The sequence below is a fragment of the Buttiauxella sp. B2 genome (genome assembly GCF_006376615.1).
Classification (GTDB): Bacteria; Pseudomonadota; Gammaproteobacteria; order Enterobacterales; family Enterobacteriaceae; genus Buttiauxella.
On record NZ_VEXQ01000026.1, the window covers coordinates 1 to 22,568 of the forward strand.

Annotated in this window: 14 protein-coding genes and 1 other RNA gene; 4 read left to right on the forward strand and 11 right to left on the reverse strand. The window is 50.9% G+C overall.

The genetic code is table 11. The annotated features are described in order from the left end of the window. A partial coding sequence (locus FH968_RS23715; RefSeq protein WP_223271352.1) for a hypothetical protein occupies positions 1 to 547 on the forward strand: 547 nt, incomplete at its 5' end. Next, positions 547 to 1,149 carry a tail fiber assembly protein gene (locus FH968_RS20265; protein WP_189389258.1) on the forward strand — a complete coding sequence of 201 codons (603 nt, stop codon included), beginning with the start codon at positions 547 to 549 and terminating at the stop codon, positions 1,147 to 1,149. The genes FH968_RS23715 and FH968_RS20265, both read left to right, overlap by 1 nt. Position 1,150: 1 nt before the next feature. Here the strand turns inward: FH968_RS20265 and FH968_RS20270 are convergent, their stop codons facing one another. From FH968_RS20270 to smpB, 10 genes are all read right to left on the reverse strand, one after another. Next, positions 1,151 to 2,119 (reverse strand): glycosyltransferase, encoded by a 969-nt coding sequence (locus tag FH968_RS20270; RefSeq protein WP_139882702.1) that lies wholly within the window; start codon positions 2,117 to 2,119, stop codon positions 1,151 to 1,153. Positions 2,120 to 2,130: 11 nt separating this feature from the next. Beyond that, positions 2,131 to 2,391 carry an XRE family transcriptional regulator gene (locus FH968_RS20275; RefSeq protein ID WP_139882704.1) on the reverse strand — a complete coding sequence of 87 codons (261 nt, stop codon included), beginning with the start codon at positions 2,389 to 2,391 and terminating at the stop codon, positions 2,131 to 2,133. A gap of 37 nt (positions 2,392 to 2,428) precedes the next feature. Then, on the reverse strand, positions 2,429 to 2,602 hold the full coding sequence (locus tag FH968_RS23720) for a hypothetical protein (RefSeq protein WP_189389268.1): 174 nt from the start codon (positions 2,600 to 2,602) through the stop codon (positions 2,429 to 2,431). A 349-nt stretch (positions 2,603 to 2,951) separates the two neighbouring features. Then, positions 2,952 to 3,191 carry a DinI-like family protein gene (locus FH968_RS20280; RefSeq protein ID WP_139882706.1) on the reverse strand — a complete coding sequence of 80 codons (240 nt, stop codon included), beginning with the start codon at positions 3,189 to 3,191 and terminating at the stop codon, positions 2,952 to 2,954. A gap of 227 nt (positions 3,192 to 3,418) precedes the next feature. Further along, positions 3,419 to 3,782, reverse strand: a transfer-messenger RNA (tmRNA) gene (ssrA, locus tag FH968_RS20285). A gap of 57 nt (positions 3,783 to 3,839) precedes the next feature. After that, positions 3,840 to 5,003, reverse strand: coding sequence for an HlyD family type I secretion periplasmic adaptor subunit (locus FH968_RS20290; RefSeq protein ID WP_139882763.1), 1,164 nt, complete (start codon positions 5,001 to 5,003; stop codon positions 3,840 to 3,842). Positions 5,004 to 5,010: 7 nt separating this feature from the next. Further along, complete coding sequence (locus FH968_RS20295; protein WP_139882708.1) at positions 5,011 to 7,194, reverse strand: type I secretion system permease/ATPase; 2,184 nt, start codon at positions 7,192 to 7,194, stop codon at positions 5,011 to 5,013. Further along, positions 7,191 to 8,597, reverse strand: coding sequence for a TolC family outer membrane protein (locus FH968_RS20300; RefSeq protein WP_139882710.1), 1,407 nt, complete (start codon positions 8,595 to 8,597; stop codon positions 7,191 to 7,193). Before FH968_RS20300 ends, FH968_RS20295 begins: the two co-directional genes overlap by 4 nt. 78 nt (positions 8,598 to 8,675) lie before the next feature. After that, the gene (locus FH968_RS20305; protein ID WP_139882712.1) at positions 8,676 to 19,865 is read right to left on the reverse strand and encodes a BapA/Bap/LapF family large adhesin; all 11,190 of its coding nucleotides are present in this window, start codon (positions 19,863 to 19,865) and stop codon (positions 8,676 to 8,678) included. Between the two features lie 787 nt (positions 19,866 to 20,652). Then, complete coding sequence (smpB, locus tag FH968_RS20310; protein ID WP_139882714.1) at positions 20,653 to 21,135, reverse strand: SsrA-binding protein SmpB; 483 nt, start codon at positions 21,133 to 21,135, stop codon at positions 20,653 to 20,655. Between the two features lie 154 nt (positions 21,136 to 21,289). Between smpB and FH968_RS20315 the strand changes: the two genes are divergently transcribed. Both FH968_RS20315 and FH968_RS20320 read left to right on the forward strand, forming a co-directional pair. Beyond that, positions 21,290 to 21,727 (forward strand): type II toxin-antitoxin system RatA family toxin, encoded by a 438-nt coding sequence (locus FH968_RS20315; protein ID WP_139882716.1) that lies wholly within the window; start codon positions 21,290 to 21,292, stop codon positions 21,725 to 21,727. Continuing rightward, entirely contained in the window at positions 21,717 to 22,007 is a 291-nt protein-coding gene (locus FH968_RS20320; protein ID WP_139882719.1) for an RnfH family protein, read from the forward strand. Before FH968_RS20315 ends, FH968_RS20320 begins: the two co-directional genes overlap by 11 nt. Positions 22,008 to 22,043: 36 nt before the next feature. Here FH968_RS20320 and bamE read toward each other — a convergent pair whose 3' ends face one another. Further along, positions 22,044 to 22,385: an outer membrane protein assembly factor BamE gene (gene bamE, locus FH968_RS20325; protein WP_139882721.1), complete on the reverse strand. Its 342-nt coding sequence runs from the start codon at positions 22,383 to 22,385 to the stop codon at positions 22,044 to 22,046. Positions 22,386 to 22,568: the final 183 nt, after the last annotated feature.

The following is a 22,568-nucleotide window of genomic DNA, read 5'->3' on the forward strand; positions in this document are numbered from 1 at the left end:
AGAGTTAGCTCAAAACGCTATCTATATACGTGGCGGTGGGAATAAACATTTATGGTTTCATAACGCATCAGGCGAGGAAGTGGGGCTAGTCTATGCCTCAGATGATAAAACCCTACATCTGCGGGCCGGACAGGGGCCATCAGTAGATATCCAGTCTGATGGACATGTTACTGTAAATGGTTATCTTGGTGCTACACAGGATATTTACTCAGGACGAAATATCAGCAGCGCGGGCTTAATTCAGGCGGGCAATGGATTATACGATACGCCAGGGGTACGCGTGTATTCCCCAAACAACATACCACCGCAGCAGGATTTAAGCCCATATGCAACCCAAAGTTGGGTTGCAGCGAACTTCCTTCAAGCTGGTATACGACTTGCTTCAGTAGGGACTGCAAATAATGGGAATAATAACGATGCATTTGCATATGCACCTAATGGGGCAATGGTAACCGCAGTACAACAAAAAAGTGATTACACATCGATTCAATACCGTTATGTTCAATACGACATCAATGGAAACTGGATTACAGCATGGGTGGCATAATGAAATCTGGAATTTTTAAACAATACGATCCTATGGAAACAATGAGGGAGTTATCAGCTGATCAAGTTCGTATGCTGTCTTCCGAGGAAATGGATTTATATTATGTGGCATTATCACCTGGGGTTTACTTTCCTTTCTTGAGAGATGAGCAAGGTAATGAATGGTACAAATGGTTAAAGACGCTATCATCTGAAACGTTGAAGGTATCATACGCTCCTGAAACAGGAGAAATTATCCATTTCTCATTTGATGCCAGTGCAATATTCCCCATTAACCAAATTGTCGTAGAAGTGAAAAAAGAAACCATACCAGAGGATTTTAAAAATGCAGGAGACACAGCCCTTGGTGGAGGGTTTATTTATAAGGATGGGGGAATTACAGCAGCACCAATCGATAATGTAGCGGTGGCTGATATTAAAAGGCGGAAACTTCTTGCAGAGGCAACTGCCACGATAGCACCTCTTCAGGATGCTGTAGATTTAGGAGTGGCCACTGATGAAGAAATTGCATCACTGAGAAACTGGAAAAAACACCGAGTGCTGTTGAGTCGGGTTGATATTAGTGCAGCTCCGAATATCAACTGGCCGGTTAGTTCTGTATAGGCTATTTATTTCTAATAGCCAGTATAAGTCTGAAATAAATTGGTAAAAAATAGATCTGAATTCGCTTTGTGATTTTAAAATTACGTATGAAAAACATTAGTGACTTTCTAATAAGTGATACATCCGCTGGTGTTATTTCATGATGTTTGTTGTTTACCATTAAATATTTGATAAGGTTATATGCTCTATGCACTGTTGGGTATATAACCGATTTCAATTCTTTGGGGTCTCTGCACTCTGAAACTATATTTACATACTCACTTAGCACATAAGATAAATCAGGGATGTCTTTTTTTCTAAATGTCTGTGTAATGCTATTTTTATGGAATCTATACCATACTAATGATTCTTTAACCCCAATGATTCTTGTGCTTTTGATGTATAGCTTCGGTATGGTGACCATATCTTCATAAAGCCGATTCTCGGGAAAAGAGATATTACTGAAAAGTGATTTTTTGAATACTCTAGTCCATGGGTACCACTTGCACTTCCTGAATACTGGACTCAATGCGTTGTAGTTATAAACCTCAATCTCGCCTGTTACTGAACAGGTATCTATATATTCCACGATGTTATCAGTACTTCCTTCAAACTGACTCCCGTTAAACTCTATAATGTCAAAATTTCTATTGTTAATTATATCAGGTACAATGCTCCAAAATTTATCGGAGTAGAAATCATCCGCATCAAGAAAGCAGATGTATTCGCCTCTGGAATGTTCTATTCCGGTGTTTCGTGCTACAGAAACGCCTTTGTTTTCCTGGTCTATCAGTGTGGTATTTGTTCCAGGAAAGCCAGCCAATACTTTCTCGATAACTTTGAAGCTATCATCGGTTGAGCCATCATTAACTATGATGACTTCAATAGAGTTCCTAGCGTGTTGAATGACTGATAGCAAACATTCTTCAATATATTCCGATGAATTATAACATGGGATTATAATGCTCAATTTAATGTTATTACGATCCATTAATAAAATCCTTAGAATGAAGCCCCGATCTCTTTCATTTTGTCTAATACGCGGTCGAGTTCATTTTTACTCAACACTTGCTGTGCGGCCATGTAGAACAGAATATGAGGCGACATTGCGCGAGGGCTTTCACCTCCTGTGTACTTCCTCCACTGGCTGTTGCTGGCAACTCCTGCAAGGTCAGCCATCTGGTTACCTGTGTAACCGAGAGTTTCTTTTAGACGGTTTAAATCGTCTGCTGTCGGTGGAGTGTAATTGTCGATTAATCGCATGGTTCACCTGTCAAAAAGCCCCTTTCGGGGCTTCCTATTAAACTAGTTTGATGAGAAGGGTTGTCACTGTAGCTACTGCGCCAATCAGCCCTGTCGCTAATGCTACCGGATACCACATCGTTTCCCTGTTAATCTTTGCTGTTTCCGCCATCAGTTTGGCAATTTCAGCATGGATTTTTTCAAGTTCTGCTGTGGTCATGTCATTTATCATCTCATTCTTCCTTTCGGGGTTGGGCTGCGGCCTTTCCGCTACCTCATGTGATAAATAATAGCCCCTTTGGTGCTAATTGGCAAGAGGGAATTATCCTTTTAGCACTTTTACTACCGCCAGTTACACTTACCCTGCCGGACAGCTTCCATAATCGCCTTTCCGGAGGTTTCATATTCTGGCAGGGACAGGACAATCCATTCCCTGCGCCGAAACTCCAGAAGGCAGCAGCGAGTTCCTGATGTGCTTTTGATAGCAAATGTTCGAATGTCGTTAGACGGCGCCGGGAGCTTTTCCCCAGGGCGCGGGAAGTAAATTCTCACTCCGCCAATGATCATGTTGTCCATAGGCGCTACTCGCTAACGAGCCAGAACTCGGCCTCGTCAAACATCTCTTCAACTAACCGGTTAATCTTTTCTTTTTCGGTCTTCGTGCAGTCACTGTTTACTGCGTTGGCTTGCATCGGTTTGACACGCACATCAGCAGCAGGAAATATTCCATGCACTCGTTTCGTCAGTTCTGACAGGATAATTTCTTTTGCGCCAGGCAGACCTTCCACATTGCGTTTGTCATAAACGAGTTCAACGTACATGTTACTCTCCAATAATTTAACTGTGTTTTTATACAGTAATAATTATTTGGGATTTGGGCAAGCCCCAGAAACGAAAAAACCCGCACAAGGCGGGTTTCTTCTGAGACTCCGGAGCCGCGTATCTTTTGCGTATCCTTTTTAGTCCCGTTTGTGTCTCGACAGTGTCCGGTCTGGAGCCGTAACATCATGTTTATCAAGGTGTAGTCCTTGCACTGTCCTATCCTAAGTGGTGGAGCTGGCGGGAGTTGAACCCGCGTCCGAAATTACTAGACCGTCGGTACTACATGCTTAGTCATATCTTTACATTCGCCGGGCAACTGCGGATAGACACGCCATTACCAAACTATCCTGATTAGTTTTAGTGCTTCAACCCCAGGCAAGGTTTACACACGATCTCTTTTGGGTTTGACTTCTCTTGATCCCCGTCTTAAGAGCGGAAGCTAGGGAGAGAAGGCTCTAAGCAGGGTATTAAGCTGCTAGTGCGTAGTTTTCGTCGTTTGCGACTATTTTTTTGCGGCTTTTTACGAGGCAAACCGCCCCTCGGCATGCACCTTGGGTTTCGCGAATCCCGTCGAATCCAGAATCAGCCCCACAAGTGTTTTGTAAGTATAACAGAGTTGTAGCACCACTTACTACCCCTCAGCCTTGTTAACGTTCGCGCAGCGCTTCACGGGCGCGATTGAACGGTTTAATCAGGTAATCGACGATGGTTTTTTGCCCGGTTTTGATGTCAACGGTGGCGACCATCCCTGGCGAAATAGAGAAATGATACCCAGATTTGTTCACCAGATAATCCTGATGGGTGCGGATAAATACCCGGTAATAAACGATTTCGGGTTTAACTTTGTCCTGAATCGTGTCGGGGGAGATGGTTTCCACTTCACCTTCAAGGCCGCCGTAAATGGCGTAATCATAGGCAGTGACTTTCACCAATGCGCGCTGTCCTGGGTGGATAAAAGCGATATCGCGCGGGGAGAGGCGAGCTTCAATCAATAGATGGTCATCAACCGGTACGATTTCCATCATTTCGCCGTTGGGTGGGATTACACCTCCAATAGTAGTCACCTGAATATTCTTCACAATACCGCGCATGGGTGAACGCACAGTCATGCGGGACACGGAATCCTCACGGCCTTTGATAATCGCCGAAAGCATGTCCACTTCGGCGTTAGCTTTGGAAAGCTCTTCGCGCGCTTGCACGTAATACTGTGAGCGTAGATCAGTAATTTTTAGCTGCAGGTCGCTTTTCTGTCTCTGCAGACGCAGCACTTCTACATGGCTTGCGGCGCCACTTTTTGCCAGGCGCTGGGTTATCTCCAGCTCTTTGTTGACCGATACCAGCGCGTCTTTTATATCGGATGCTGAGTCATTGAGCTGTGCGCGGCGGCTTTTATAGAGCCGCGTTTCGGAGGCGGTTAAATCCGACCACGCTGTCAGTGAGTCGGGGAAAACAAGCTGAAGATCGTTCACTTCCGCGTTAAGCCGCACGCTGGAAGCGAGTGATGCGCGATAACGTGCAGAACTCTCGCCAACGTTGGATTCGGAACGGGTAGGGTCGAGACGTGCGACGATTTGCCCCGCTTCAACTTTGTCCCCCTCATGTACCAGTACTTCGGTGACAATACCGCCGTCGAGGGATTGCAGCACCTGTTCGCGCGAGCTGGGGACGACTTTCCCTGTGCCGGTTGAGACTTCATCAAGCTTGCCAAACCATGCCCAGATACCGAGTAAAATAAAGAGTATGACGCTGATGGTGATAATACGGCTGGCTCCCGAGAATTCATTTTCACGCTGAATATCAGGGTCGTCGATGGCGACATCACGCTGACTGATTTTCATTTTTCCACCCCCGTTCGTTTGCCTGTGCAGCCGCGCGGCTGTTACTCAGCGCTTGCGCCTTCGGTGCATCCATCACCAGTTGCCCATCCTTCAGAACCAGCACACGTTCCACCAGTTCGAGCATTGGTAGCCGGTGTGTGGCGACAATCAATGTGCGGTTACCAAGCCATTGCCCCAGGCGCTGGATAAATTCGCGTTCGGTGTGGTCATCCAGTGAAGCGGTGGGTTCATCAAGCAATACAATATTGGGGGCGCGCAGCAGCATACGGGCCAGCAAGATGGACTGTCGTTGCCCGCCCGATAGCCCAGCGCCACCTTCCATAATGCCGTGGTCGAGCCCTTTCGGTAGGTGCTTCACAAAGTTGCCCGCGCCGCTTATCTCAAGCACTTCGAAAATGGATTCATCGCTGGCATGTGGTGCTCCCAACGTCAGATTTTCGCGCAGGGTGCCATAAAACAGGCGGGCGTTTTGGCTGAGGAAACCGATATTGCGCCGCAGATCGGCCATATCAATTTGCGTCATGCTCAGGTTGTCGAGACGTACATCGCCACTCACCAAATCTACGCCGCCCGCTAAAGCCTGTAGTAGTGTCGATTTGCCCGCACCATTGCGTCCGAGCACCGCGATTCGTTCACCTTGCAGTATTTCCAGACGGGTGATGCGCAGAGGAATTATCTGATCGTCGCTGTGGTAGCGAAATTGTGCATTTTCAAAGAGATAGTGGCCGTGAAAAATGTCCTGATGAACCAGGCTTTCATCGCGCTGAGTTTCGACTGGCAACTGCATAATGCTGTCCAGTCCTTGCTTCGCCGCTTTGACTTGCTGCCACCGTGCCAGCACGCCGCACAAGTTTGCCATCGGCGCAATCATGCGGGACGCCAACATGGAGGCGGCAACCATTGCACCGGTTGTCATGTCACCTTCAATCACCAGCGGCGCGCCAAATAAAATCACCGCCGCATACACCAGGCTTTGAATAGTCATCCCCCAACTGATAAGCCCTTGCGTCAGTTGGCGGGTGCGCAGGCCGGACTCAGCGGTAATGCGGATGTAACTGTTCCATTGTTGCAAAAAGCGATTTTCCGCCTGCATCAGCTTGATATCTTCCAGCCCTTGCACGCTCTCGACCAACACCGCATTGCGTAACGTGGCTTCATGTGCGGACTGGTTGGCAAGCATGGCCAGTTTCTTTTGCAGTAGAAGGCCAGGCAACACCATCAGGACGGCAGCGACGGGGGCAATCCAGGCCAATTGCGGGGCGATGATCGCAAGAACGAGGATAAACATGAAAAAGAAGGGTAAATCGACGATCGTTGAGATCGTCGATGAAGTGATCATTTCGCGGATCTGTTCCAGTTCGCGAAGCTGGGAAATAAAGCTGCCAGTGGATCGGGGGACAGCGCTGTTACGCAAACGTAAAGCATGGCTGAATACGCGATCTGAAACGCGCATATCCGCCCGTTTGCCAAGCACATCCATAATATGGCCACGCGCCACGCGCAGCAGAAAACCAAAGATCACCGCCAGCATTACGCCTGAAGCGAGTACGTAGAGCGTGGGGTATGACTGCGCCGGGATCACCCGATCATAGACCTGCATTGAGAAAAGAATGCCAGAAAGCGAAAGGACATTGACCAAAAACGCTGCCAGCATTACCGGGCCGTAGGGCCGCCAGTCCCGCATCACCAACTGCTTCAGCCAGTCTGGGCTAAAGCGTGAAATATAAGCGTCTACGCGGCTGTCTTTTAGCGCAGAAAGCGGGCGTAACGCAGCAACGAAGCGGATTTCTGGCAGGAGTTCGCTGAGTGCTACGCGGTTGGTTTGGCGCCCATCATCGATAACGCATATATCCACGGTATCTTCGCCGTCAAAATGCTCGATAACCGCCAGTTGCCCGCTTTTTAAGTCCACAACCACCGGAAGCCGCCATTGTGAAATCGCAAGCTCAGGAGCGCTTAACAGATGAAAAGAGAGCCCCGCCTGGCGCGATAACTGCGTAAGCGCAGAAAGCAGACCTTTATCTTTAAACCACGGGGCGTTAGCCTGAATCGCGCCAGGCGAGCAGACGACTCGATAATGGGCGGCGACATGGCTGATAGCCTGTGCCCAGTTGCTCAGCGCTTGCTCGGTAAGTAACTCATCAACAGGAGGAATGTTGCTCATGGCTGGATCTCCAGTGACTGGATGGTGCGATGTTCCAGACCAAATGCGTTGCGCAACCGGCCACTGTTATACAGACAGTTGAGCTGCAATTGATGAAGTTGACTGACAGTCTGCAACTGTGCGAAACGCGCCTGAAAAACTTCTTGTTCTGCGTTAAGCACGTCTAATAACGGGCGGGATCCCAAATCAAGATATTGCTGCTGATACAGTTCACGGGTACGTGCGCTTAGCTCTTCCTGACGTTGCAACACCTGAACGGCACCTACCAGGCTGAGCGCCTGAGCGCGTGATTCCATTAGCTTCTGGCGAATATCAAGACGTGTGCGCTGGACGCCGGACTGCGCCGCATCAACTGCATGGCTTGCGGCGTTGCGGCGAGCAGTTAATCCGCCCCCCTGGTAAAGGGGCATTTCGACTTTAATAAAGGCAGAATATTGCGTGCGATCCAGCACTTCGTGGCTGGCGTATTTATCGTTCATATAATGCTGAACGGAGGGTTCGAGCGAGATGGTCGGTGTCATCTGCGCATTAGCGTAATCCAGGTTTGCCTGCGCAACACTGGCTTGTGCCCAGGATGCCAGAACGGCAGGTACTAGCCGGTCATCCGGTTTGTTGATATCGCAACTTTTGCCGAGTTTGTCCGGGAACGCATTACTGATGCCGTTAAGGTTGTTCCAGCCCAGCCAGCTCATTAATGTGGCCTGGGCGCTGTCCAGATTGGCCTGATACTGAATCAATTGTGAACGTGCGGATTCAATACGCGCATTGGTCTGCACCACATCCGACATTGAGCTGGCGCCTTCGTCGTTACGCTGCTGAGTCAAACGGCCTATCGCGCTCAGGGCATCCAACTGTTCCTTCGCAATGTTCACCATTTGCTGCCACATTTGCACCTGAACCATGGTGATGGCGGTGTCGTGGCCGACATTATCAATGCTGACCAGTACGTTGGCTTGTTCCTGCGCAACCCCCGCGCTTTCAGCTCGAACCTGGCTTGAAACTTTACCGAAGTCGTAGAGCATCTGAGAAATGGATAACAAAAGGGATGGGCTAAAACCGCTGTCTGTGTAGCTGTTGCTGTAACCGTTATTCACCCCAGCGGTGACTTGCGGATAGTATTTCGATTTCGCAACGTTGACCTGTTCGGCCTGGCCTGCAAGTTTACCGATAGCCTCGCTGATGGTGGGATGCCAGGTGACTGCGCGATTTACCGCGTCGTTAAGTGTCAGCGTTCCAGGCGCAGGGGCGTTTAGCGGCAGCGAAGAAGAGCCATCAAGCGCGGGGAGTTCTTGTTGTTGGGCAATTCCTTCAGTCGAAATAAATTGTGGAGTGTCATCGGCATACGCCTGGGCTACACACAGGCTATACGCCAGCCATAAAGCTACAGGCTGCAATTTTCCCATTATTTATCCCTAATAAATGTCACTACGTTTTAGTTTTCTCCCCGGGCATCTTTGCGCCCGGGGATTTTTTGCCGACTATCAGGTAACAATATGGTTTTGCTGTACTAGCTCATCGAGCGTGGTTTGTGTGTTCTCCAGGGTAACGAGTGTGGTGGTGTGGTAGGTTGCGCCGGTACCATCGCGGTCAATGGAAATAACGGTGTTATTGCCGCTGGTGGTGACGGTCAGGTAATTGGCGATGTTGGATGTCGCGGGGTTCCAACCCACCAGCAAGTCGTGGATGTTTATCTGGTCACCTTGTGCCAGTGTGAAATTATTCCAGGTATCCGCACCGTTGCCGCCCGTGGCGTCGGCGCTGTTTAGCAGGTGATAAACCAATGTGTCGCCATAGACCGAACCGTTAATCACATCGCTTTGCGCGGTGCTGACAAACTGCGGGTTCATGTTGATGGTCAATGTGGCGTTGTCGGTATGACCGTTCTGGTCGTTCAGGGAGTAATTAAACGTCTCCTTCGAGGTAATTGCCGCAGGTGAAAGACCGGCGTTGAGGGTGTAGGTGTACGAGCCATCAATCCCCATCACTAATGTGCCGTAATGCCCCTGAATCGTAGCTGTTGAGCTGCTATCGGTCAGCGGATTAAGCGTGGTGGTGACACCGTTATAACCGGTGATGCTTAGCAGGGAGTGAACGCTACCCAATTGGTCTACTGCGCCAGAAGCATCGCTACCGTCGTAGATATTGCCGTGAACGGCGTTGGCAATGGTTGAATAGCTGTCGATATCGAGGGTGGTGCCGGTTATCGTTGGGGTTATGGTGATTTGTCCCGCCGCCAGCGCTCCCATGTTCCCGGTGTAGTTCAGCGTATAGGTCCCTGCCGGGAGATCCAGCCCGCTCAAATCAATGTTTGCCACACCACCTAACAACAGGCCACCATTGAATGAGCCATTTTTTACCACCGTGCCGGCGCTGTTGGTAATGTTCCAGTCAACATTCAGTCCCCCCAGGGACAACAGCGATTGCACAGTAAAATGCAATACCGGGTTATGCAGGACGTCGTTGTTTGCCACCACGAAAGTGCCGTTGCCACTCCCTGATGTTGCTGAAAGTAGTTTTGCCGCCCATGATGCCGACCCAACACTTGTATCCGAATAAACCGCAGTATTTTGCGCCGTGCTAACCGCCATTAACGCGCTGGTATCGTTAACCGCATCAACAGCATGCGGTGTTGCGGTGATATTCAGCGATGCGGTGCCGGTATCACCGTTTGTTGCGGTCACGGTATAAACGAAGCTATCTGGCGTTTTGATGCTATCTGCACCCACACCCGCATTCAATTTATAGGTGTAGTTACCGTTGGCATCAATGGTCAGCACCCCGTATTCGCCATTAATCGTTGTCGTGCCCGTGGCGGCAATGGAAACACCGTTCACTTGGGTGACGTGGCCGGTGCCACTCGTGACAATGTCATCCTGTAACACATTTCCAGTCGTCGTCGCGCTCTCGCTTTCCACGGCATAGGTATGATCTTGCAGGATATTCAGCGTATAACCGGTCAGCACTGACACGCCACTGGCATTATTGAGCAGGAACAGATACTCGCCGCCCGGCAACGCTAATGTTAATTGCCCCGAAGTACCGCCTAGCAACGGTGCAGTAAGCCAGGCTTTTTGCACCTGATACTGTTCGAACTGCTGAGTGACGTCGTTGAATTTGTAGATATATAAATCGAAGGTAGACAGTAGGGCCACTCCACCCACGCTCGCCTGTAACGTCATGGTGCGCGTCGACCCGTCATCGACGTTAAAGATTATCGGGTTGGACATGTTGGCGAGCAAATTCGCACTCAACACATTGCCCACTCCCACACTCAGTACGGATACACCATTTTGCGATGAGGCACCGTGGTTTACCGCTTCAACGTCAGTACTGTAAGTCAGCGACGCCGTGTTATCCGTAGCAGTCACGGTGCTGGCTGGCGTCGGGTTACCCAGCGTTACCACAAGATGAGCCGATGCAGTCGTGCCATTGTAGGTGATGGTGTAGGTGAAGTTTTCGGTGCGCCCAATCACCGAAGCAGACGTGTTGGTTAAAGTATAGGTATAGCTGCCATCCTGATTAATATGCAGCGTGCCGTATTGCCCCTGGATATCCGCACCGCCAGCGCCTACCTGTGTAATTGTGCCTTGAGCGTTGGTCACAGCGGTGACGAGCGTACCTGCGGGGGCGGTATCCTGGCCGCTGTGTGGGTCAATATCGGTAATCACGTTACCTGGATGCGTCGTCCCGCCGGTGATGGTCCCTGCGCTAATTTGCTCAACGCTCACATTAAGGCTGGTCAGTGAACCGGTCGCTACCAGGTTGGTGTTGTAACTCACCACGCGATAAGTGCCTTCTGGCAGTCCAGTTATGTTCATCGTGACATTGCTGGTTCCCTGCGTGAGCAGGCTCGCAAACTGCGGTAACGACGAGTCGATAACCGTGCTCCAGCTGTTAGTTGCGGAATCATATTTCTGAACCGCGACTTCCAACGTATTAAGCAACGAAAGCACAACGCCTGTGGCGGCTGCATCAATAGTGATATTCCCGGTTCCGCCTGCGGCAATGGTGAAGCCAACTTGCGCCGTATCGTTGCCGAGTACGGATAACGTGTTGCCCAGCGCGCCCACCAGCAAGGCACCGTAGTCACTATAATGGACCGGTGGCGCAACGGTTGCGGTACTGGTTAGCGCCAGATTGATCACGTTGTCGTCTGCGGCAAGCGGCAGAATCGGTGCGATTGCGGTGACGGATGGCGATACGTTTCCTGCCGCATCGGTAGCTGCAACGGAAAGCTGCTCGCCCCCAATTTCGCGGGTTGGCAGTGTCGTACTGTAAGCACCGTTGCCGTTGGCTGTGGTGGTAACCGTTGCTCCGCCAGGCAGAGTAATCGTCACCGTGCTGTTTGCTTCGGCTGTGCCGCTGATTGTGAAACCATCGGCGCTGATCGTGGCCGTTGGGGCGAGTGGTGCAATGGTATCAACGATAACTGTCGCTACTGCTGACGGGCTACCGGTGCCATTCACGTTCGTGGCTGTTGCGGTAAAAGCGTGAGTGCCTTCGCCCAGTGCGGTTGGGGTATAAGTCCAGATACCGCCAGCTCCCGCAATCGTGGTACCCATCAATACACCATTGTTATAGATGCTGACGGTTGCGCCGACATCCGCCGTGCCGTTGATCGTTGGTGTGTTGTCGTTGGTGTTTTGCCCGTTAGCCACGTTTCCGGTCACAGGAGCGGTGTCATCGACGACGCTGGTGATGACTGGCACTCCCGGTAGTGCGGTCGATGGCGCGGTAAATCCTGTAGATACTCCCTGGTTACCTGCGCTATCCACGGCATAAGCGAGCAATGCTTGCGAGTTAGTTTGTGCAGGCGTTATTGCCACGCTGAAACTGCCTGTACCATCTGCCGTTGCAGTGCCGAGAACGGTTCCAGCGCTGGTAGTAATAGTCACCGTGCTACCCGCTTCGGCAGTCCCGATTACGGTTGTCCCTGTCGCGTTAACGGCAAGAGCCGCAGGTGCTGCTGGCGGTGTAGTGTCCACTACAATCACTGAAGGTAGAGAAGGGGCACTAATGTTGCCAGCCAGGTCAGTTGCGGTAACGGTAAATGAGTGGTTTCCCTCTGGCAGAGGCGCTGTCGGGGTATAAGTCCAGGCACCAGTGCCGCTGGCGGTGACGTTGGTTACAAATACACCTTTGTCATAAATAGCGACGGTCGATCCGGCTTCTGCCGTGCCGTTAAGCGTTGGAAGGTTATCGTTAGTTGTCTGGTTATTGGCAAGCGGGTTGTTAAACACTCCGCCGGCAACATCGTCAACAATTGAGGTAATAACTGGCGTGCCAGGTGCGGTGGTGTCGACCGTTATGGCAAAGCCTGTGGTTGTGCCACTGACGTTACCCGCCGTATCGGTCGCCGTAATCGTAAATGTATGAAGGCCAGTTGTGAGTGGGGTCGTTGGCGTGAATGTCCAGTTGCCGCCAGCAGGAACCGTAACACTGCCAATTTGTGTAGCCCCGTCAAAGATGGCGACGGTACTGCCCACTTCGGCTGTGCCGTTCAGCGTTGGGCGGGCATCGTTAGTGACTTGTCCACTGGTGAGTGGGTTGTTAAATACGCCCCCCGTCACATCATCTACTACCGAAGTCAGAACTGGCGTCGTCGGTGCAACGGTATCGATAGTCAACGTGAAGCTTCCTGACACCGCACCAAGGTTGCCTGCCGCATCGGTAGAGGTGGCGGTGAAGACATGAACGAGATTCGGCAATGGTGTTGACGGTGTAAAGCTCCAGGTGCCGGTTGGTGAGGCTGTTGTGGCGCCGAGAAAAGCGCCGTTATCGTAAATGTTTACCGTGGAATTGGCTTCCGCCGTTCCGCTCAGTGCAGGTTGGCTGTCGTTGGTTGACTGCCCACTGACCAGCGGACCCGTGACCGGGCCGACATCATCAAATGCCTGAATTACGATCGGTGCCGTAGGCGCGGTAGTATCAATAACGATATTAAATGCAGGCGATAGCGGACTGACGTTACCCGCAGTATCGGTGGTGGTGGCCGTAAACGCATGATTGCCGCTGCCAAGTGGCGCCTCTGCACCTGGCGTGAAATTCCACACGCCGCCGGCTGCGACTGCAGTACCAATTAGCGTGCCGTTGTCGTAAAGAGTGACAGTAGAACCGTCCTCTGCCGTGCCGCTAATTGCCGGACGAGTATCGTCAGTAGTCTGACCGTTGGTTAAATTACCGGTGACTGCACCCACATCGTCAGCAACAGCCGTTATAGCCGGTGCGACAGGCGTGGTGATATCGATCACCACGTTAAAGCTCGCAGAAGGTGCGCTGATATTGCCCGCGGGATCTGTGGCAGTGACGGTCAGAGTATGCGAGCCGCTACCCAGTTCCGTTGGTGGGGTAAAGCTCCAGTTTCCGCCAGTACCAACCGTTGCCGTGCCAAGTGCAGTGCTGCCATCGTAAACGGTGATGGTGGAACCTACTTCGCCCGAACCGGTTATTGCTGGTCGCGTTTCGTTAGTTGGCTGCCCGCTGGTGATTGGCCCAATATTAGGCGCGGTGTTATCGGTCACGGTCAAAATTGCTGGTGGAGTTGGTGCGACAGAATCTACCTGCACAACGAATGACGACGACGGATTACTGATGTTGCCCGCCGCGTCGGTAGCGGTAACCGTCAGGATGTTGCTGCCTTGATTCAGTGGTGCATCAGGCACTAATGTCCATGTACCAGTGCCATCTGCTTTGACGGTGCCAATTACGGTTGTCCCATCGTAAAGGGTGATGGTGGCATTGGCTTCGCTGGTTCCGCTGATGGTTGGCAGGGTGTCTTTGGTCAACTGACCGTTGGTCAACGGCAGGTTGCTGCCCAGTTGCGTCTGGTCATCCACTACCAGCGTAATCGCAGGGACGACAGGCGCAAAGGTATCAACGACAGCATTAAAAGTGGTGGCTGAACTGACGTTGCCAGCCGAATCGGTGGCGGTAATAGTCAGGTTGTGGCTGCCATCTGTTAACGCTGGGTTCGGGGTGTAGGTCCAGTTACCTGTGCCATCGACCGGAACAATAGCGATAACACTGCCGTTGTCGCTGATGGTGAGAGTGGAATTTGCCTCTGCCGTGCCAGTAAAGGTTGGCATGTTGTCATTGGTCGGCACGCCGGAAACAACGGGACCAGGTGTGCCTACGTTGTCAGCGACTGTCGTAATAACTGGTGCTGTTGTGAGGGTATCCACATTTACCGAGAAGCGAGTAGAGGGGGCGCTTACGTTGCCTGCGGCATCTGTCGAGGTTACGGTGATTGGGTGCGAACCGTTAATCAGATCGCTTGACGGTGTGAATGTCCATGTTCCGCCAGCGCCGACTAGTGCAGTGCCGATCGAAATGTTGTTATCGAGGATCGTGATAGTTGAACCAATTTCACCTGATCCTGTGATTGTTGGGCGTGGATCGTTGGTGGCCTGGCCACTAGTTACATTGCCCGTTATCGGTGCCACATCGTCAGCGACAGAGGTGATAACAGGAGCTGTTGGCGCGGTTGTGTCGACAGTGATAGTAAAGACGGGTGACTGACCACTGGCCAAACTACCAACGGTCTGGCTAACGGTAAAGGTATGCGAACCTTCGGACAGGCCTGCGGGGATTTGGTAACTCCAGTTACCTGAAATATCGGCAATCACGGGAGGTATGAAGGTGAGCAATATGCCGTCCTGATAAATGCTGACTTCAGCCCCGGCTACTGCCGTACCGTTCAGTGTCGGTGTTGTGTCGTCCGTACTACCACCATTGGCGACCGGGCCGGTAACAGCCCCAACATCATCCAGGGCATCGGTAATAACAGGTGCTGGCGGCAGACCGGAGCCAGAACCGGCGAAATCAGCAGCCGCCCCCTGGTTTCCTGCCTGATCCTGTGCAATCGCCGTTAAGGCTTCGCTGCCCGTTTGCGCTGGCGCAATAGTGACGGTAAACGTCCCTCCAGCGGTGGTTGTTCCCCGACCAATTTCATTTCCGCCAGCGTCTTTGATAATGACGGTGCTGTTGGCCTCAGCGTTGCCCGTGACCACGGTGCCGTCGTTGGAGATGACAACTGAATCTGGCGCTAACGGTGGGGTTAAATCGACAGTGATAACGAGTGGTGCAGATGGCCCAATGGAGTTGCCAGCTGGATCGGTGGCACCCACTGTAAGCGAGTGCGAGGTTTCACTCAGTGCAGGCAGAGTGATTGTCCATGTGCCATTCGCGCCGACGACTGCGGTGCCAATCGGCGTGGTTCCACCGTTGTCATAAATAGCCACCGTGCTGCCAACGGTACCAGTCCCGTTGAACGTTGGTGTTGTGTCATCGGTAACACTGCCATTCATCAACGGTGTTTGAATTGCACCTACGTTATCAACAATTCCTGTTACAACCGGGGCGGTGAGTGGCGTGGTGTAGACCGTCAGTGTAAAGTCGGCAGACGGAATACTCATGTTGCCCGCAGCATCGGTTGCTGTTGCAGTAATATCCTGTGGCCCGTCAGAAAGTGGTGTTGTTGTAATCGTCCATACCCCACCCGATACCGTTGCCGTTCCTATAACTGTATTGTCGCTATACAACGTGATGGTATCGCCATTTACTCCGGTGCCGTGGAACGTTGGCGTGTTGTCATCGGTGACGCTGCCGGTTCCAAGCGGCAATTGCACCGCGCCGGCGTTATCGTCCGCGGTGGTAATGGTTGGTGCGTCGGGTGGCGTGGTATCCAGGGTGAAAGCAACTGTTCCGGATGCCGGGCTTTTGTTACCGGCCTGGTCGCTTTCGGTCACGCTAATCACATGATCTGGCCCAGTAATAGGCGTCACTGGCGTAAAGCTCCAGCTACCATCCGCTCTGACCGCTGTGGTGCCGATAGGCGCGCCGTTATCGAGAATCGTGATGATATCGCCAGCTGTGCCGTCCGTTCCGGATATGGTTGGCGTGGTGTCGTTAGTGCTGCCACCATTGCTAATTGTGCCTAACCCCGGAGCCTGGTCATCGGTGACTGCCGGTATGCCCGGTGCTGTTGGTGGAGTGGAGTTGACTGTCAGGATAAATCCTGTGGAAGGCAGGCCGACGTTACCCGCAGGATCGGTCGCGACTGCGGTTAGTGTATGGGAACCTTCTCCAAACGTTGGGGTAAATGTCCATGTGCCACCAGCAGGAACGATCACCGTACCAATCAGTGTGGTGCCACTGTTATCGTAAATGTTGATTGTTGCCCCAGGTTCCCCAGAACCGGTGAGTGTTGGGGCGCTGCTTTGGGTGCTACCGCCGCTGGTTAATGTAGTGGGGCTGCCGCCAATGTTACCTTCAGCGGTGAGAATAAACGGTGCGGCTGGTGGAGTCGTATCCACAGTCAGGCTAAAGGTGGCGGCAGTACTTGCGTTGCCCGCTGCATCAGTGGCAATAGCATTCAGCGTATGTGGCCCTTCACTTAACGGCTGCGATGGGGTGATGCTCCATTTACCATCAAGCCCTACCAGGGCGCTGCCGACAGCAGTCGAGCCATCGTACAAGGTGACGGTCGAACCTGGTTCTCCGGTGCCGTTAACCTGCGGTTGAATGTCATCGGTGGCACCATTCGGTGCCAGTGTGCCTTTGATTGTGCCGACGTCGTCCTGAACTGTCGTAATTACAGGCGTGGTTGGTGCAGTGATATCCACATTAATGGTGAATCCAGCTGAAGGTAAGGTGGCATTACCCACCGCATCTTCGGCTGTGACGGTAAATGTATGATTCCCAACAGACAGTGGGTTCGTCGGGGTATAACTCCAGGTACCGGACGCGTCTATTGTCAGCGTAGTGAGTATCGTTGTGCCATCCAAAAGTGTGAGGATTGAACCAGGTTCACCAGTGCCGTGGAGGGTGGGAGTTTGATCGTTTGTCGACCCGTTGTTCTGGACTGGACCGGTAATCGGACTGGCGTCGTCGTTGACCAGTGTGATGGCTGGAGCCTGCGGTGCAATTGTGTCAACGACTACACTGAACGAGGCGGCCGGGCTCGTGTTATTTCCGGCGTCAGTCGCGGTAACCGTCAGGTTATGCAAACCCTGGCCAAGATCAGTAGTTGGGGTAAAGCTCCAGACGCCCCCTGCACCTGCGGTAGTGCTGCCCAGGAACGTACCATTGTCATAAATTTTTACCGTCGAGCCTTCTTCGGCAGTGCCCTGAATTTCTGGCTTGCTGTCGTTGGTTGTCGCGCCGTTGGCTACATCGCCAGTATGATTTGCAACATCATCAATGACGTGGGTGATAACTGGCAGCACTGGAGTGGTTGTGTCTGGCGCATCAACAGGCGTATTGGGGCCGACATTACCGCCATTATCTTTTGCTGAAACTTCCAGTGTTTCACCGTTGGTTTGTGCTGGCGTAATCGTGACGGTAAAGGCGCCGTCGGATCCCACCTGGCTGCTGCCAAGTGGATTACCATTACTGTCGCTGACTGTTACGGTGCTACCTGCCTCAGCGTTGCCGGTGACGACGGTACCTTCATTATTAATATGCACATTTGTCGGTGCGTCGGGTGCGATGTGGTCCGGTGCGAATGCGGCGGCAGTATCACTTTTGTTATCAGCGGCATCTGTTGCGGTGGCAAGCAAAGTTTGGCCGTTGATTTGTGCGGGCGTTAAAGGAGTGACATCAAATTTACCATCACTGCCTGTAATGCCAGTGCCGATGACATTACCGCTGCCATCGGTAATGGTAATTTTGCTGTTCGGCTCAGCACTCCCGGTAACATGCAAGCCATCGTCTGAAACGAGCATATCGGATGGTGCGAGTGGTGCGATGGTATCAACCGTGACGGTAAATCCAGCCGAAGTTCCGCTAATGCCGAAGGTATTGGTAGCTGCAAGCGTGAACTCATGCGGGCCATCGGATAACGCTGTTGGGGTGAAACTCCAGATACCGGTTCCATCAGCAACCACACTTCCTATCAATACACCGTTGTCGTAGACAGTGACGGTATTTCCAGCTTCGGCGGTTCCGCTTAGCGTTGGGGTAGTATCGTCAGTCGACTGGCCATTATTTAGCGTGCCGACGCTCACTCCTGCATCGTCGGTAATGGTGTCGAGTTCTGGTGCAGTTGGGAGTTGGGAGTTAGAAGCATCAAAAGGGGTATCGGGGCCAACGTTACCTGCTGCATCATGAATGTGCGCAGTCAGAGACTCTCCATGCGTTTGTGCAGGAGTTATGTCGACTGTGAAAGTGCCGTCGGTGCCGACCTGCGCAGTTCCAAGCAACTCGTTATTGGTGTCCGTTATAGTGACGGTAGCGCCAGGTTCAGCGGTACCGGTAACGGTTGTACCATTCACGCTCACATCAGTGATTACAGCGGCATCAGGCGGAGTGTGATCAACTACAAATGCAGGGCTGGTAACCGTTTTACTGACGTTACCTGCGGGATCGGTCTGTTCCATGGTGATCGTATGGCTACCATCGGCCAGCGGTTGGGAAGGTGTGAAGTTCCATTTCCCGTCATCACCGACTGTCGTTTGCCCAACCTGTACACCGTTATCGAAAATGGTGACAGTATCGCCAGGTTCACCCGTTCCATTTAGCCCTGGTCTATTCTCATCAGTTTTGTCCCCGCTGCCGATTGCGCCTGTAAATATCCCGGTTTTATCTTGTAGTTGATCCAATACCGGGGCATCGGGTGCGACCGTATCGATAATTATCGTATAACTTGCAGAAGGGACGCTTTCACCTTTTTCATTGATTGCTGTGACGGTAAATGTATGGGAACCATCAGGTAATGCTGCCGTTGGTGTGTAGCTCCAGCTACCGTCTGCACCGACTACCAAGCTGCCGATTTCTGTTCCGTTATCATAAATATGAACGGTGGTTCCAGCCTGGCCGATGCCCTGAAGCGTAGGGGTGTTATCGTTGGTGGATTGAGTATTCGGGACGGTACCTGTCACTGGTGCAACGTCATCGACAACGTTGGTGAGTGCTGGTGCGTCCGGTAACGGAATATTTGGGGCAACGACGACCGCATCAGAGCCTGTATTCCCTGAGGGATCGGTGGCGTGCGCTGTCAGATCTTCGCCGCTAATTTGTGGGTTGGTGAGCGGAATCGAGAAATTTCCATCGCTGCCCGCTGTGCCCTGCCCAATAACCTGGCCGTTGCTATCTGTAATTGTTACCGTGCTACCCGGTTCTGCAGTACCGGTGATCGTTTTACCGTCTGCCGAGACATTCAGATTTGTTGGTGCCGCAGGTGGAGTTGTATCACCCGCCGGAGGTGGAGGATTCGGATTACCACCATTGTTCGAGTTATCGCTGCCTCCGCCCCCCCCACCTGCGGCAAGAGCAATCCCTCCAGCAACAGCTACACCGCCCAGAACCCATGGCCAAATAGCTGCGCCACCATGCGAATCGGCTCCTGTGGCAACCATCAGTTCATCAATGTTGTTGATATGCTCGAAGTGAAAAGCTGAGTCTGTATCTTGTACCCACCACAATGCGCCTTTGCTGTCTTCGAGCACCAACTGGTTGCCGCCCTGATCGGCGAAAGCGTAGAAATTTTTAACGGTAATGACTTCGCCATCCCGCAGGGTGATAACCATATCCTGGTTTGATCTCGCGATACTTGCGATATCAGAGCGTTCGGCTTTAAGTTCTACAATAGAAGGGGAGGCCAGCGTAATTTCAGAAGCTTCAGTATTATTCGTTACGCCAGTAAGTTTTGAGATGATTGATATTGAACGCATTGTTATCACTCCATACGGTGTGAACTGGGGTAGTCATTAGGACTGCTTATGCATGCAAATTATTTCCCCGGAACAAAGTGTGATAGCGATCTCATCTATTGATAAAATTTAAAGCAAGCGGATCCAGCGCCAAAATATTGATGGTTAACATGATTGTTAAATGTTGATTTTCTACCGGAGCATCAGTTTATATAAATGTAAAATTCATACTTTTGTATCATTTCCATTCGGGGATATTGAAGATATAGACAGGAATGTATGAAAGTGCAAATTAAGCACCGATAAAGAAAAATTTAAGTATTGATTAATAACGCCAGACTTACCTGAGTTGTTATGAATGTATGAATTTTTTTCATACCACAGGATAAAGAGGTTGTAGTTTAATGTATTGATTGTAATTGATTTTATCTAATGAGTATGTGAGGTGTTAAGGTTGGGAGTGCTTCGAATTCTACAGAATATTTGCCATTATTTTATTGTGGTTATATATGTTGTGGTAATTAATTATTTCAGATAGCTAAAAATAGAGTTGTAAAAATATGAAGCGTTGCTAAATATATTTATAAATTAACGAGAGAATATAATGCATTTGCCATGTATGTTATCGGGGTGACATTAAGTTAATAACAGTGAGGAATCTATTTTTTAAATAATAACCTTATGAAACCAATTATCTCGAAAAGATACCTGACCATTGGGTTATTAATAAATTATTTGCATGATTTAGCAGTACTGGTCCTTGGCACAAAGCAAGGACCAGTAAGAGGTTTGGATGGTACAGAAGGGTTTAGCGGCCAGCGTGTTTCATAATGCGCGCTTTATCCACTGCCCACTCTTTGTCTTTCAAGTCGGAACGCTTGTCGTGTTGTTTCTTACCTTTTGCGACGCCGATTTTCACTTTGCACCAGGCATTTTTCCAGTACATCGACAGGGCGACAACGGTGTAACCTTCACGGTTAATACGGCCGTAAAGGTTGTCCAGCTCACGTTGGTTAAGCAGAAGTTTACGAGTACGCGTTGGGTCGCAGACCACATGGCTTGACGCCACGTTTAACGGGATAAAGTTGGCGCCGAACAGAAATGCTTCGCCGTCTATCAGAATGACGTAGCTATCACCAATGTTGGCTTTCCCAGCACGCAGAGATTTTACTTCCCAGCCTTGTAGCACGAGTCCCGCTTCAAACTCATCTTCGATAAAGTATTCATGGCGGGCGCGTTTGTTTTGCGCAATGGTGGCTGAACCTGGTTTGTATGCTTTTTTCTTTGTCATAGTGCTGCTCAGTATAAGTAATCCAGGAGTTCAAATACACCCCGCTTCGCTGCGAGGATGAAGGCACATCTTAACACGGCTAAGGGCTAAGAGTTTTTCTTTGCGTGATGATAAATGTTATTATTTGTCCGTTTTGTGACTCTCAGGAAATGCTATGCCTCAGATTACCCGTACTGCGCTAGTGCCTTACAGCGCGGAGCAGATGTATCAGTTAGTGAATGATGTGAAATCCTACCCAGACTTTTTACCGGGTTGCACTGGCAGCCGGGTGCTTAATGCGTCGCTAGATCAGATGACAGCAGCGGTTGATGTTTCTAAAGCGGGTATTAGTAAAACCTTCACTACGCGCAACATGCTTACCAGTAATCAAAGTATTTTGATGCATCTGGTGGATGGGCCATTTAAGTCATTGATAGGGGGCTGGAAGTTTACGCCACTGAGTGCCGAAGCATGCCGTATCGAGTTCCAGCTTGATTTTGAGTTTACTAACAAACTGATCGAATTGGCGTTTGGCCGTATCTTCAAAGAGCTTGCGGGTAACATGGTTCAGGCGTTTACCGTCCGTGCCAAAGAGGTCTACAGTGTCGCCTGATATCAAGGTCGAAGTTGTTTATGCGCTGCCGGAAAAGCAGTATTTGCTCAAAGTTCGGCTGGAACAGGGTAGCACCGTTGAGCAGGCGATTGCCGCGTCAGGCATTCTTGAACTGCGTACGGATATCGACCTGTCGAAAAATAAGGTTGGGATTTTTAGCCGATCAGTAAAATTGACTGATGTGGTTAACGAAGGTGATCGAGTGGAAATTTATCGACCGCTGATAGCTGATCCAAAAGAGCTCAGACGGCAGCGAGCAGAAAAAACCGCTCAGAAGTAGCCAAAAAAAAGGTGCCATCGGCACCTTTTTTGTTGGTTATTCTTTTTCCAGCTTCGGCTTGTTGTCGATGTTGGTCAACACACCGCTGCTGTTGAAGGTCAGCGTCAGCGTTTGCTGAGTCACTACTTCATGCCCTGGCTGCTGGCGGAAAACATAGAACCAGGTACTTGTACCGAATGGATCAGTCATCATTGGCGTACCCAGAGCATACGCAACTTGCTGTTGAGTCATGCCAGTACGGATCTTTGACACATCATTTTGTGTCAGGTAGTTCCCCTGGTTAATGTCGGGGCGGTAAACCACTCGCTCCAGAGTGGAACAGCCTGCGGTCAGCATAAGAAGAACCGCTGCGGCAGCAGTCAGCGTTTTACAGCGCATAGTGATTTGATTCCTTTTCGGGCCCGAGCAGCACATGGCTCATTCATAATATGCCGATGATAATAAACCTTTACGCAGTTTAAAACATTAAGGCGCTTAACTCTGACCCTGGTACAGCAAAAAAGTTGGCTTAAAACCGACTCAATTAACAACAAGGTAACTGAGTGGTTGTTTTTCGAACAA

Bases quoted from the DNA above. Each gene is read 5' to 3' on its own strand.
- FH968_RS20265 (WP_189389258.1), top strand. From the start codon at position 547: ATGAAATCTGGAATTTTTAAACAATACGATCCTATGGAAACAATGAGG.
- FH968_RS20270 (WP_139882702.1), bottom strand. From the start codon at position 2,119: ATGGATCGTAATAACATTAAATTGAGCATTATAATCCCATGTTATAAT.
- FH968_RS20275 (WP_139882704.1), bottom strand. From the start codon at position 2,391: ATGCGATTAATCGACAATTACACTCCACCGACAGCAGACGATTTAAAC.
- FH968_RS23720 (WP_189389268.1), bottom strand. From the start codon at position 2,602: ATGATAAATGACATGACCACAGCAGAACTTGAAAAAATCCATGCTGAA.
- FH968_RS20280 (WP_139882706.1), bottom strand. From the start codon at position 3,191: ATGTACGTTGAACTCGTTTATGACAAACGCAATGTGGAAGGTCTGCCT.
- FH968_RS20295 (WP_139882708.1), bottom strand. From the start codon at position 7,194: ATGAGCAACATTCCTCCTGTTGATGAGTTACTTACCGAGCAAGCGCTG.
- FH968_RS20300 (WP_139882710.1), bottom strand. From the start codon at position 8,597: ATGGGAAAATTGCAGCCTGTAGCTTTATGGCTGGCGTATAGCCTGTGT.
- FH968_RS20305 (WP_139882712.1), bottom strand. From the start codon at position 19,865: ATGCGTTCAATATCAATCATCTCAAAACTTACTGGCGTAACGAATAAT.
- smpB (WP_139882714.1), bottom strand. From the start codon at position 21,135: ATGACAAAGAAAAAAGCATACAAACCAGGTTCAGCCACCATTGCGCAA.
- FH968_RS20315 (WP_139882716.1), top strand. From the start codon at position 21,290: ATGCCTCAGATTACCCGTACTGCGCTAGTGCCTTACAGCGCGGAGCAG.
- bamE (WP_139882721.1), bottom strand. From the start codon at position 22,385: ATGCGCTGTAAAACGCTGACTGCTGCCGCAGCGGTTCTTCTTATGCTG.